Raw genomic sequence first — 12203 nt, forward strand, 5'->3', positions numbered from 1 at the left:
TTCGGGCGCGCAGAACGGGGCAGCCGACAGGCTGTCAGGTTCTGTTGGCGCTCCGCTCGCTGCACCAGCCAAATTCGATGGGTGTCTTGATATAAAAGAGGTCGAGCCGCTGTGCTGCCAGACTGGCAAACAGCCGCTCAGCCTCATCTAGCGTCACGGCGAGCACAATCTCGACCGGCTGATCGGCCAACTCGATAAAACGTGCCGCATGCAGCTGGCCATGCCGGCCATAACCTTCACTGGCCGCCAAGACGGTGGCGCCTTGAATGCCCAACTGCCGCGCTTCCTGCAGCAACCACTCAGCCACCGGCTTGCCTGCATGCTGCTTGTTCTGCTGCGTGATAAAAGTCAGCTGAAAGCCCTTCATCCTGCCCTCCCTGGTGGGTCACCCCGGCGATTGCCGACAGCGCCCGATCAAGATCGCGCCAGCCAACCGTAGCTGGCGATCCCTGCCAGTGTCATCAGCAGGGAACCGACTACATGCACGGCAATCGCCGTCATTGCCTCCGTAAAACGCCCCTGCTGCAGCAGCTGGACGACTTCGGCAGAAAATGTCGAAAACGTCGTCAATCCCCCAAGAAAACCCGTAATTGCAAACAGGCGCCACTCCGGCGGCAAGGTTGGATGCTGCGCAAAAAAGGCTACCGCGACACCAATCAGATACCCGCCAAGCCAGTTGGCAAGCAATGTGCCCGGTGGGATGGTAGGAAAAACCGGGTTGAAACGTACCCCCAGCAACCAACGCAATACGGCACCTATCGCCGCTCCCATGGAAATCGCCAGAACAGATTTGAACATTACGTCAGACTTTCTAAATTTGTTTGCGAGCCAGCGTGTTGGGCTGGCTCTGTCAATATAGAGCGATATCAGCGCCCCTGGCTGCCCGCAGTGGTTGCCGCATGCGGCCCTGCTGCGGTATCTTCGGCTCCAGCGACGACACAATCGCCGCGCAGTAGTCCGCCCCATCGAGCTAGCTCGCCAACCCGGCAGGCCACCCTCGGGGGCGTCCGAACAGCGACCCCAATCGGAGACAACAATGATGCCCTGCACGACTTGCGCCCTCCGGCGCGCTCCCCCTTCTCGCCTGTTCTGAACGGCCACTTCGCATTACCCGAACCACGCCAGCACCCAATCCGGTCGCGGCGATGACCCATTGCACCCGTCAACCAGACAGAAGAGGGAATCATGAACGTATTCGAACTACCTGATTTCGACGGACACGAACAAGTCGTGTTCGCCAACGACCCGAAAACCGGCCTGAAAGCCGTGATCGCCATCCACAACACCCATCGCGGCCCTGCTATGGGCGGCTGCCGGATGTGGAAATATGTGGACACCCAGGCTGCCGTGACCGACGCGCTGCGTCTGTCGCGTGGCATGACCTACAAGAACGCCATGGCCGACCTGCCGATTGGCGGCGGCAAGGCTGTCATCATCGGGGATGCCCGCACCGACAAGACACCAGAATTGATGCTGGCTTTTGGCGAAGCCGTCGAGCGCGTCGCTGGCCGCTACATTACGGCAGAAGATGTCGGCAGCTCACCTGCCGATATGGCGCTGGTAAGGGAAAAGACCCGTTTCGTTGCAGGTCTGGGTGGTGAGCTTGGCGGTCGTGGCGATCCGTCACCCGCCACAGCGCTCGGTGTTTTCGTTGGTATCGGTGCGGCCGCAAAACACCGGCTTGGTGCAGATTCGGTTGCCGGCATGACCGTTGCCGTGCAGGGTCTGGGCCACGTTGGTTACGATCTGGCTCGTCAGCTGCACGCAGCAGGTGCTCGCCTGATTGTGACCGATATTCATGCTGATAACTGCCAGCGCGCCGCAGCGGAATTCGGCGCCAAGGTTGTCGGCCCGGATGAAATCTACGATGTCGATGCCGAGGTCTTTGCCCCCTGTGCGCTGGGTGCCATCGTCAATGACAAGACCGCTTCGCGCTTCAAGTTCAAGATCATCGCCGGCGCAGCCAACAACCAGCTGGCAACCGATGCCCTGGGCGAGCACCTGAAGTCAGCCGGCATCCTGTATGCCCCAGACTACGTGATCAACGCTGGCGGCATCATCAAGGTCTGTGCCGAATACTTCAAGGAACCGGCCGAACAGGTTGAAGGCCGTGTTCGCAAGATTGCCGACACCCTGACCGAAATCTTTACAAGCGCCGCCAGCCGTGGGGCCAACCCCGCCAGCGTGGCAGACGAAATGGCTCGGGCCCGCTTCTCCGCCTGATCCCCGTCCGCACCCCAAACAAAAAGCCCCAAAAGGGGCTTTTTGTTTGGCCGGTCAGCGGTCGCCAGATAATTGCAAGGTTGCAGCAACCGTCAGGCTCCGCTGATCAGGTCTGGTGAAAACGTCAACAGAACCTAATACTTGGCATCCACTGCCATTTGAAAAAAGTAATCCAGAGGCCCCATCGGATAAATGTACTTGCCATTGTAGAAATACAGTGACTTGCCATCGCTGCCCGCACCCGTATTACTACCAAGGAAAATCCGCGCATAAAACTGGGCGGCGATAAACGAGCGCTCCTCGCCGGTTGTCGTGAAAATGCTCGAATAAGCCGACTCTCCCCAAATGAACAAGCGCTCTTCCAGGAAGTTCGGCACGTACTTCTGAATCCAGTCGAGGTAGTTAGCTGGCTTGGTATAGATCCCGTATGTCGTCGCACAGGTACGTCCGGCGCTGACCACCCCCGCCAGCATCCAGCTCTTGCTGGTCTCTACACGGACAAACAAGGGGCCGCCACTATCCCCCTGACAGGTATCTTTGGGCTGGTCGAGGTATCCCGCACAGATGAGGTTGTCGGTCATACCGCGAAAACTGGCCTCTTTGCAGAGCTTCTGCTCGATCAAAGGGAGCTCGACTTCGCGGACTTCATCGCTACGCAGTGCAGCCTGGGCAATAATCGCCACCATCTGCACGACATCTACGCCCGCATCACGCAATGCCGGAACCAAGGCATCAAGTGACTCAGCGGCCGCCAGATTGCCCCCTTGGCGCTGCAGTCTGGCCACGAGCTCGGCATAGCCCACGCCCTTGCGGGGGTCTTCCAGACCATTGGCCTGTAGGGCCGTGCGCACGATGCCAAGGTCGTCGGCCCCTTTTTGCTTGATGGCCTGCAGGCAGCTGGCAAGGCTCTCCTCACACTTCCAGACACCGTAGGCACGCTCCAGAAAACTCAGCGGTGCCGCCGTACTACCATGCCCGGCCACCCGCAGCAGGGTGCCCACCTTGGGATAGATGGCCGGTGGCACGACGCGGATAACGTCAGTCCCGGCATCTTCGGTCAGCTCTATCAGGGCAAGGTCGTGCTCGGGGCCATTGGCTTCGTCGAAGGAGGGATGACGAATCAGTTGCTTGGCCACAATCCGCTTGCCACCCGACTCCGACAGCCGATAACGACCCACCGTGACCGCGACTGTCGCCGGAGCCTGTCCAAGCTCCAGACAATGTGCGGCCGTCAACACCCAGCGCGGATGAATCAACGAGCCCCCACAGCTGTGGGCCGACAAGGCATCCGAGTTGGCGGCCGACCCAATCGACACCATCCAGGGATAGGCCCCGGCTGCCGATGCTGTGCCATTGACAATTTCATATCGGTTGGCGAAAGCCGGAAGCGCAAGCAAGACAGCCAAACTCGCCAGACCACAGCGAAACAGGAAACGCATAAAACCTCCAGAATCAGAAAGCTATTATATTCCAGACCGATCAGGTCGATCTGGCCCAAAACCTTTCTGCAGTCTGAATCTATCAATGGAAAAGCCCCGCGAACGGGGCTTTTAAGTACAAATACCGGACAGTCCGATCAGAAACGGTCCCTTACGACTGACCCAAAGAATTGAAATAATAGGCCAAGTGTCAAAATGGTTTGGCCATCGTAAAAATACAGATTCTTGCCATCACTACCGACTGCGGTATTACTACCACTGTAAACCCGGGCGTAATACGGTGAGAAAAATGCCGAACGTTCGGTACCAGTGGGTTTCAACAGGTCAGGATAGGTTGCCTCGCCCCAGGTGAAGATCCGTTCCTCCATGAAATTCGGCACGCTTGTCTGAATCCAGTCGAGGTAGTTGGCAACCTTGGTGTACACGCCGAAGTTGGTTGCGCAGGTCGTACCAAAGCTGACCACCCCCGCCAGCATCCAGTCATTGTTTTTGCTGTTGCGGGTGAACAGCGGGCCACCGCTATCCCCCTGGCAAGTGTCTTTGGGCTGAGTGTTGTAGCCCGCGCAGACCATATTGGGGGTCAGCCCTTCATATCCGGCATTGGCGCAGGTAACCGAATCAACCAAGGGCACATCGACTTCACGGGTTTCATCGGTAGCAGAAGCGGCTTGCGCAACAATCACCAGCATCTGCCGGACATCGACACCTGCATCCAGCAACCCGACAACAAGCTTATCCACCGTTGTCGCCGTCGCTGTATTGCCACCCCGGCTTTTCAGCTCGGCCAGCAGCTCGGCAAAGCCGATACCCTTGAGTGGATCGCCCAATCCATTTGCCAGCAAGGCCGTGCGGACCATCGCAATATCGCTGATGCCGCCAAGCTGGATTTTCTCGATGCAGGCTTGCAGGTCTTTGCTGCAGTTATCTACCTTATAAGTATCGGCCAGATAGTCGATGGGGGCTGCCGTGCCGCCATGGCCAGCAGCACGCAGCGTTGTGCCGACTTTCGGGTACAGCGGGGGTGGCAGGATGCGGATAACCGGGCTTTTCGCATCTTCTGATAGCTCGATCAAAGCAATGTCATGGTCGGACGTGTTGGCATCGTAAGCAGAATGGCGCACCAGCTGCTTGGCAACGATGCGCTGCCCGCCACTCTCGGATAGCTTGTGACGGCCGATCGTCACGGCAACGGTACTCGGGTTTTGACCGGCGTCCAGACAATGCGCGGCCGTCAGCACCCAACGCTTGTGGATGAGAGCACCGCCACAATAGTGGGCTTGATAGGCGTTCGTATCCGCAGCGCTACCCACCGAAACCAGCCAGGGATAGGCCCCGGGAGTAGATTCGCTACCATTGACGATCTCAAATTGATTGGCAGATGCGGTAGCCGCTGCACCAAGCATGACAAGCGCCGCAATGCTGCGGCGCAAAGGGAAATGCATAACAACCTCCAGGTGATGTGGGAATATTGGATATGCCAAACGGGAAATCCTACCACTGACAACCTGGCTGTCAGCGGCTTGAGGGGCAAAATGGCAAATGTACCGAAATGGCGAACCGTGTCAGATTGGCAGGCATCGTCCGACCAAAGACCGTTGCATCACCAGAATTGAGATTGTCGAGTGCGACAGGAAGGCTGGAGCAAGAAGCGCTGCCCTCCATGGTTATTTACTCACCACCCAGCGCACTTTTGGGTAAATTTCTGGTCTATCGCAGCAGGCCATCTTCGCCCGGTACTGACTCAAAGCGCGTGACTCAAGACATGGCACCAAGCTCTGCCACCCATATTTTTCAACTCTGGATATCCGATCATGCCCCCGCTCAGCCAGCCCATTTCGACAGCGAATACCGCACACAGCGCGCTGATTGACCGTTTCGGGCGCAAGATCGATTACTTACGCCTATCAGTGACGGATCGTTGTGACTTGCGCTGCAGCTACTGCCTCCCCAAGGGCTTCAAAGGCTTTGAAGAGCCCGCAGACTGGCTGACCTTCGATGAGATAAGCCGGGTAGTGGCGGCATTCGGCCGGCTTGGGCTACGCCGTGTCCGCCTGACCGGCGGAGAACCTCTGCTTCGACGCAATCTGCCCGAGCTGGCAAAACGCCTCGCTGCACTACCTGGCATCGACGATCTCTCCCTTTCGACCAACGCCACGCAGCTGGACCGGCAGGCCGATGCACTCAAGGCCGCTGGCATTCGCCGGATCAACGTCAGCCTCGACTCGCTCGACCCTCGCTGCGTGCAATCCATCACCGGCAATGACAGCCTTGATCGCATCATGGCCGGTCTTGCAGCCGGTAAAGCAGCGGGCTTTGATCCGATCAAGCTGAATATGGTGGTGATGCCCGGCATCAACGATGGTGAAATCCAGCGCATGGTGCAGTTCGCACTGGATCACGGTTTTGTCTTGAGGTTGATCGAACCGATGCCCGTGGGGGACACCGGTCGTCAAGCCGGACGGATAGATTTGAGCCAGATCGGCCAACAACTGGCCCGCACATTTGGCCTGACGCCACTTGTCGCAGAGCTTGGAGGTGGCCCGGCGCGTTATCTGGCTGACGCATCAGGGCAAGCCGTTGTGGGCCTGATCACCCCGTTGTCACAGCACTTTTGCGCTAGCTGCAACCGCCTGCGTATGACGGTGGATGGCACCTTGCATCTATGCCTGGGCCAGGAAGCGAGTTTGCCGCTACGCCCTCTGTTGCGGGAAGGCATCAGCGATATCGGGCTGGAAGCAGCGATCCGACAGGCCATCGAACTCAAACCGGAACGCCATGAATTCAGGGAGTCGCCACACAAAGTCGTCCGCTTTATGTCACAGACGGGCGGCTAATCTCCCCGCCTGCAAAGACTGCCTTGCCGGACGGCCCGGCATATCGCCGGATACGGACTTACTTGGCCACGACACGCCGCCGGATTGTGCTGACATTGGCTGACACATCCGCCAATTCGCCCGCCACATCGTAGTAGCGATGCAGGGTGACGATGATCGACTCGTCCTGCGTGAAATACGCATAGCTGCCAACGGTGACTTTTTCCTGTAGCAAATCGCTGAAGTTGCCGCCATCGGCATAGCCGGCATATTGCGCGTCTTTTGAGAACTCAATCGACTTCATACGGATGACCTTGCCATCCTTGCCCTTGAGCTTGATCAGCAAAATGCCGGGCATGCGAACGGTTTCGGTGCAGCTGGTAGTACACACCGGCTCAACGGTCGGCTCCAGCGCAAAGGCTGTGCCACAAGCCAGCAACAAACCGAAGAGAATGGATTTCATCGCCTGATACTCCCTGTTATATGTATACCCGGCGATCACCGGGAAAGCGGCAAACGATAGCCCAAAGCGGGCCCCTTTGCCTACCTTCCCCTACCCCGGCAAGAATCAATGGTGAGGCCGGGGCCCTGTTGCCTGCCTCAATCCGGCTTGACCTCGAACTCGCCCACCAGAACCGTTGCCTTGGGCTGTTTGAGACGAAGAGTCATGACCTTGTGTGCTTCGTTTGGCTTTCCCCAATGCGTAAACAGGTTTAGCTGCAGAGTCACCGGGCCGGAAATCAGCTGCTGGCGCTCACCAAAGTAATTGGCTTCGACCACATACTTGCCGGGTTTGGCCACGCGCTGCATGAATTCCTCAGGGCCGAATCCTCCGGTGAAATCGCGCGAGATACGCCCACCCATACGACTGCGCAGATTGCCGTAGTAGGTTTTTTCACCATCCGGATCGGTTACCCACAGATCAATATCCGTATTGTCAGCATCCCACGTCATTACGGCACGCACATCTACCGGCATATTGCCGAGCAGACGCGGGTCGACCTTGCTCAGATTCACCTTCTTGCCCACCTTGGCAGCAATGGCGTTGAGTTCGCCCAGCGCAATCAGATCCACCTCGGCAAAGCGCTCATCCCACGAACGTTTCACCACCTCGTACAAAGTATCCACAGCAAGCTGCGGTCGGCCTGCCTCGGCATAGGCCAAGCCCAGATCCCGCCAGGATTGTGGCTCTTTGGCCGCCATGTCGCGAATCGTCTCCAGCACCCAGATTGCCTCATCCCATAACTTCCACTCCCGCAAGCGATACGCCAGCACTCGCAGCATGTGCCGGTTGTCGAGCTCCTGTTCCACCAGGTTGGATAGAACGCGCAAAGCCAGATCTTTGCGCCCTTTTTCAACCAGCAGCTGCGCCACATCGAGCAGGAAGCCGGCATTTCGCCCCATCGCCGACCGGGCCTGCAAATAGCCCTCGTAAACCTGCTCCACCGGTTGGCTACGCAAGGTGGCTACCAGCGGATCATCCGGTTTCCATGGCTGCAGCTTGATCGACACGCTGGTATCCACTTTGGCGCGTCGGACAGGAGACGGCACGACTTCCATCTTCTCAAACTGTTGCCTTGGTGCAGATGGCGCAGACTCTGCTACTGGCGCCGGCATGGCAGCAGGCATCGGCGGCTCTCCCATCAGAGGCCCCAGCTTTTGCTTGAGATTTTCTCGTGCTTCCGGATAGCGGGTTTTCCACCAGCTACGCTTTTCCTCCAACGCAGCCAGCAGTTTGCTCCAATGCTGACGATCCTCATCGGCTTGCTGCTGTTTCCGGCCAGCCAGCAAATCGAGCACCTCTTCCTTCAGCAGCAAGTCGGTTACCGGTGGATTGACTTCGTGGCGCACATAATCGGCAGCACGCTCAAGCACCAGCAGCGAAGTGCTGCTGGTTACCAGCCCAAACTGCTGGCTTAATCGGCGGATCTCTGTACGGTTACCCTTTGGGTCGGCCTCTCCTTTCTCCAGCATGAGCTGAGCCCACAGGTTGGCGATGCCCGGCTGGCTGGCACCAGCCTTGACCTTAAGCGCATGCACCATGATCCGCCCATCCGGCAGGGCCTCGGTCATCTGCAGCTTCCCCTCATCGGCCACCAGACGCCCCGCCAGCACGTAGCGGCCAGAGACCGGTTCGGGCGATTGCAAGACCAGCGAATCCATGGCATCGCCCTTGCCAAGCGATAATCGAGAGCGGCGCTGTAGCAAACGGCTGGCAGCCTCATCAACGCCCAGCTGTTGCAGGTTGATCCAGCTTCCACCATTGATTGAGGCCTGCAGACTGAGCCATGCCGCATCGTGCTTGCCAGAAGCCGAGATGGTGTACCAATTTCCTCCCTGTACCACTGGCATACCCCGCGAACCCCAGGTCTGCACCCCATCGGTGAACAGCAAGACGTCCCGTCCCGCTGCAACTTTAGGCAAGCGGCCAAGCGCCGTTGCCCCATCGTAACGGGTTTGCTGCAGGGCTTTGCGCAATGAAGACCAGTCTCCCCCTGTCACCAAAAACCGCTGCGGCGACTCGGCTTCGTTACGCAAAACAATCAACTCGACAGCCATATCGGGCCACTGCTTGAAATAGCGCCCCAACAAAGCCAATTGTGCGGCATGGTCGTCATCGGCCGCTGAAGTCGAAGCGTCCCAGATCAAGGTCAGTCCCAGCGGCGTAGGGCGCGGCTTCGCGTCGGCCACCGTCGCAGGCACACTGGCCACAAACCATTGATCCCCCTGCCGTGCCTCGGTATAGGCTTGGGCACCAACAGCCTGAGGGACAGTCACACGAATATCCTTGGCAGCACCGGCATCACCAGTAAAAGCCATTTCATAAAGTTCACCCTTGCGTTGCGTATGCAAACCGGCCGGTCCACTCACACCCGGTTCTACGCCACTACATGCCTGAATTCGCACTTCGACCTTGGCCTCACCCGTCGCATAGCCCATGGGCAACCGATACTGCCAGGTGCCTTTATCCCCTTGCAGCAACTCGCTATACCGCAATCGCACCGTTCGACTGCCATTTGCCGGCAGCGGGTAAATGCGCAATCGGTATTGATTACCTGCCGTTTTTTCCAGCAAGGCCGGATCAATTTGGTTTCGGACCACATCATCCATGATGGCCCGGCCCTTTTCTTTTTCCACAGGCACCGCATCGCGCAATTTGCCATCAATATCCAGCGCAAATCCGCTGACCTGCTGCCCCGCCAATAATGGAAACTGCAATTCTCCTTCCAGTAGCCGGCCGCTTTTGTTCTTGAACTGAAGTTCGACGGTTGTTTCAGCCATGCCTCCAAATAAACTGGCAGCGACTTTTACTTGGCTTAGCACGACAGGCGATTGTGGATCATTAACTCTGAGTAATGGCGTTGCTGCCCAGGCAGGCAATGCCGATCCCAATAGTGCCGTTAACAATAGGTAGCGCATGATTCCCAACTCTCATTTTCAGATTTGTCATGTGCGATGAAACGAACCAACCGAGCAAACCGGGTTAAGCATCAGTAAAAATTTTTTACCAGGCTGGCTTGCCATTTTTCAAACACGCCCATATCTGGTTTGAAACGAGTCCTCTACCGCTTTTTCAGTACGAACATTCGAACGACAACAGATCCCTGCGGCAATTGAAAAGCCGGCAGTATCAGATTTGATTAGAGGGGGTTTACGACAGGGGAAGATTCACTGCTCACCAGCAGTCTGTGCCGTGCATCGTATTCTGAATGAGCAACCCGCAAATACTTTGGCTTGCCCCATGCGCAAGCACTCGATGATATCCGGTTGACCTATCTGCGATAAAACGCCGTACGGTATCGTCAGTACGCCGCGATGATCGCCAGCCTAAATTACCAGACAATCGGATTAATACATCTTGCCAAGTGGCAACGAGTTGACGCTTGCATTCAAGAGGCTGAAGTTACTATATCGCCCCAAGGCAGATATTTGATTAGATAGCCTGGATAATCGGAAAACGCGCAATCGTCAAACTAAGCTGCGATAAAGTGCAATACAAAAACAAACACCCCAAGCTTTTCAGCATGGGGTGTTTAAGTTTAAGCTATTTCAGCCAGCCAATTGGCTGGATCAGCAATTAGCTGATGCGGACTTGATCCAGCGTACCGCCCTTGGCTTCCCAACGCAGAACCCACTGTGGCTTGCGACCGCGGCCAGTCCAAGTTTGGTTTGCATCATCAGGATTGCGGTATTGGGGACGAACAACGATCAGCTTCTTAGCTTTTTTCGGCTGTTCCTGACCCAGCAATTCAGAAATAGTAAAACCACGATCGGCTGCCAATTGCTGCAAATCCTGCAGGGCGCGCGAACGCTCGGTGTCCTTACGGCGAACGATTTCAGCCTGGACGTCCTTTTCGAGTTGAGTAAGCTCGGGGATGCTCAGCGCGGACAAATCGACCATTTTAATTCTCCTGTTTACATTACGCGCAGACCCTTGATCAACGCGGTTCTATGATGAGTTGGAAACAAACCAAGCTAACTTGAAGTGTATTTTAACCGGGTTTTTGTAAATTACTAGTGGATTGCATCAATTCGGACAATAAAAATTTAATTCGGTTCCCAATGTACTGAACGATATACCGAAAATATACCCAGTCTGTCTACACTTAAAACTACAGAATGTGGCAAAAAATACCACGACTTGCGGCGTATCAATCCTGGTGAATGGCGCACTGGATGACTACTCGCCAAAGCCTGAAGTCGCGTAATCTTCAGCCAATAAGATGAAGCAAATCAAACCGGTTCAACATGGCTTCGGCTCGCTTGGTATCTCGATATAAACCATCCGAAATAAACCCAAAAACCTTCACGCCACTAACATCGACCAAGTTGCCGTTACAGCGCTTTATGCCATATGCAGTAGCCCCATTTATAGTAGTTGTAGAGCAATTGCACAGGGGTGCTTATGGTAATTAGTCAGATACGTCGAGCAATTCGTCAGGCTTCGCTATTTTGGTCAAAGCCCGGGATTCCGGCACTGTCACGCCTCCTGCCAATAAACGAACCATGTTCCTTTTTCAACAGATAGTTAGCGCATTTATCTACCCCACAGACCCGAGATAATTTCCGTGACATTTCTGTCATTTCTCTGCCATGAATTCAGGGGCTGGCAAGTCACACACTGATTCTGACAACAGGACAATTTCTAGGGTATTAGCCCGATAATATGCAGATCATCCCAGAAATAGTCGTGGTGGATATGCATACTCATCCAGACCTCAATAGGTATCGACAGAACACGATCATGCCGTGCATGATTTGCCCACATCGAACATTGGCACAAACAAATTAGCCAGTAATGACTTCGGCAGAAACCAAGCAAAATATAAGATTGGTTATATGCTTAGACCGTTTCCCCACAGTTTATTAGGATCGCAGCAACCTCCCTTCAAGGCTGGCCGGATTTGCTTGAGTCGGGGAATTGCGCAGGCGGCACGCCCACCCAAATACGGGCATCAACAAGTCGATGCGCGTAGCGGCTGGGAGCTGTTGACGTTTTATTTCCGGTCGCACCGAGTCGAGTTTTGGGCCGGGTGCGTGCGGATTAGCAAGCTTAAATAGGCGAACCCTAACAACGCCATGCCCCAAAAATCGACCCAGCCTTGCGTGGCTGTTGCCACAAATCGGTTTGCCGTCACGGCATAGCCCTTGCGGGGACAGAGGGTTTCGCCGGATTGGAGCCAGCAAAGGTGTAACCGAGAAGCGGTTAGTACAGGAGGAAAACCGC

General features: G+C 56.0%; 9 protein-coding genes. 2 read left to right on the forward strand and 7 right to left on the reverse strand.

Annotated features, from left to right (window positions below; translation table 11 throughout):
• Positions 1–34: 34 nt before the first annotated feature.
• Together PZA18_RS03290 and crcB are read right to left on the reverse strand one after the other, a co-directional pair.
• Complete coding sequence (locus tag PZA18_RS03290) at positions 35–367, reverse strand: DUF190 domain-containing protein (RefSeq protein ID WP_284099363.1); 333 nt, start codon at positions 365–367, stop codon at positions 35–37.
• 47 nt (positions 368–414) lie between these two features.
• On the reverse strand, positions 415–798 hold the full coding sequence (gene crcB, locus PZA18_RS03295; RefSeq protein WP_284099364.1) for a fluoride efflux transporter CrcB: 384 nt from the start codon (positions 796–798) through the stop codon (positions 415–417).
• 387 nt (positions 799–1185) lie between these two features.
• On the opposite strand from crcB, the gene PZA18_RS03300 reads away from it, so the two are divergent.
• Positions 1186–2223 carry a Leu/Phe/Val dehydrogenase gene (locus tag PZA18_RS03300; RefSeq protein ID WP_284099365.1) on the forward strand — a complete coding sequence of 346 codons (1038 nt, stop codon included), beginning with the start codon at positions 1186–1188 and terminating at the stop codon, positions 2221–2223.
• A gap of 134 nt (positions 2224–2357) precedes the next feature.
• On the opposite strand, the gene PZA18_RS03305 is transcribed toward PZA18_RS03300, so the two are convergent.
• Both PZA18_RS03305 and PZA18_RS03310 read right to left on the reverse strand, forming a co-directional pair.
• Positions 2358–3662: a serine protease gene (locus PZA18_RS03305; protein ID WP_284099366.1), complete on the reverse strand. Its 1305-nt coding sequence runs from the start codon at positions 3660–3662 to the stop codon at positions 2358–2360.
• A gap of 137 nt (positions 3663–3799) precedes the next feature.
• Positions 3800–5104, reverse strand: a complete 1305-nt coding sequence (locus PZA18_RS03310; RefSeq protein WP_284099367.1) for a S1 family peptidase — start codon at positions 5102–5104, stop codon at positions 3800–3802.
• A gap of 369 nt (positions 5105–5473) precedes the next feature.
• On the opposite strand from PZA18_RS03310, the gene moaA reads away from it, so the two are divergent.
• Positions 5474–6496 carry a GTP 3',8-cyclase MoaA gene (gene moaA / locus PZA18_RS03315; protein WP_284099368.1) on the forward strand — a complete coding sequence of 341 codons (1023 nt, stop codon included), beginning with the start codon at positions 5474–5476 and terminating at the stop codon, positions 6494–6496.
• Positions 6497–6554: 58 nt separating this feature from the next.
• Here moaA and PZA18_RS03320 read toward each other — a convergent pair whose 3' ends face one another.
• The 3 genes from PZA18_RS03320 to PZA18_RS03330 form a co-directional block, all read right to left on the reverse strand.
• Positions 6555–6938, reverse strand: coding sequence for a hypothetical protein (locus PZA18_RS03320; protein ID WP_284099369.1), 384 nt, complete (start codon positions 6936–6938; stop codon positions 6555–6557).
• Positions 6939–7075: 137 nt separating this feature from the next.
• On the reverse strand, positions 7076–9895 hold the full coding sequence (locus tag PZA18_RS03325) for a VIT domain-containing protein (protein ID WP_284099370.1): 2820 nt from the start codon (positions 9893–9895) through the stop codon (positions 7076–7078).
• Between the two features lie 658 nt (positions 9896–10553).
• Entirely contained in the window at positions 10554–10877 is a 324-nt protein-coding gene (locus PZA18_RS03330; protein WP_284099371.1) for an H-NS histone family protein, read from the reverse strand.
• Positions 10878–12203 lie beyond the last annotated feature (1326 nt).

It is taken from the genome of Parachitinimonas caeni, assembly GCF_030129945.1.
GTDB lineage: Bacteria > Pseudomonadota > Gammaproteobacteria > Burkholderiales > Chitinimonadaceae > Parachitinimonas > Parachitinimonas caeni.

Bases quoted from the DNA above. Each gene is read 5' to 3' on its own strand.
- PZA18_RS03320 (WP_284099369.1), bottom strand. From the start codon at position 6,938: ATGAAATCCATTCTCTTCGGTTTGTTGCTGGCTTGTGGCACAGCCTTT.
- PZA18_RS03305 (WP_284099366.1), bottom strand. From the start codon at position 3,662: ATGCGTTTCCTGTTTCGCTGTGGTCTGGCGAGTTTGGCTGTCTTGCTT.
- PZA18_RS03325 (WP_284099370.1), bottom strand. From the start codon at position 9,895: ATGCGCTACCTATTGTTAACGGCACTATTGGGATCGGCATTGCCTGCC.
- PZA18_RS03290 (WP_284099363.1), bottom strand. From the start codon at position 367: ATGAAGGGCTTTCAGCTGACTTTTATCACGCAGCAGAACAAGCAGCAT.
- crcB (WP_284099364.1), bottom strand. From the start codon at position 798: ATGTTCAAATCTGTTCTGGCGATTTCCATGGGAGCGGCGATAGGTGCC.
- moaA (WP_284099368.1), top strand. From the start codon at position 5,474: ATGCCCCCGCTCAGCCAGCCCATTTCGACAGCGAATACCGCACACAGC.
- PZA18_RS03330 (WP_284099371.1), bottom strand. From the start codon at position 10,877: ATGGTCGATTTGTCCGCGCTGAGCATCCCCGAGCTTACTCAACTCGAA.
- PZA18_RS03310 (WP_284099367.1), bottom strand. From the start codon at position 5,104: ATGCATTTCCCTTTGCGCCGCAGCATTGCGGCGCTTGTCATGCTTGGT.
- PZA18_RS03300 (WP_284099365.1), top strand. From the start codon at position 1,186: ATGAACGTATTCGAACTACCTGATTTCGACGGACACGAACAAGTCGTG.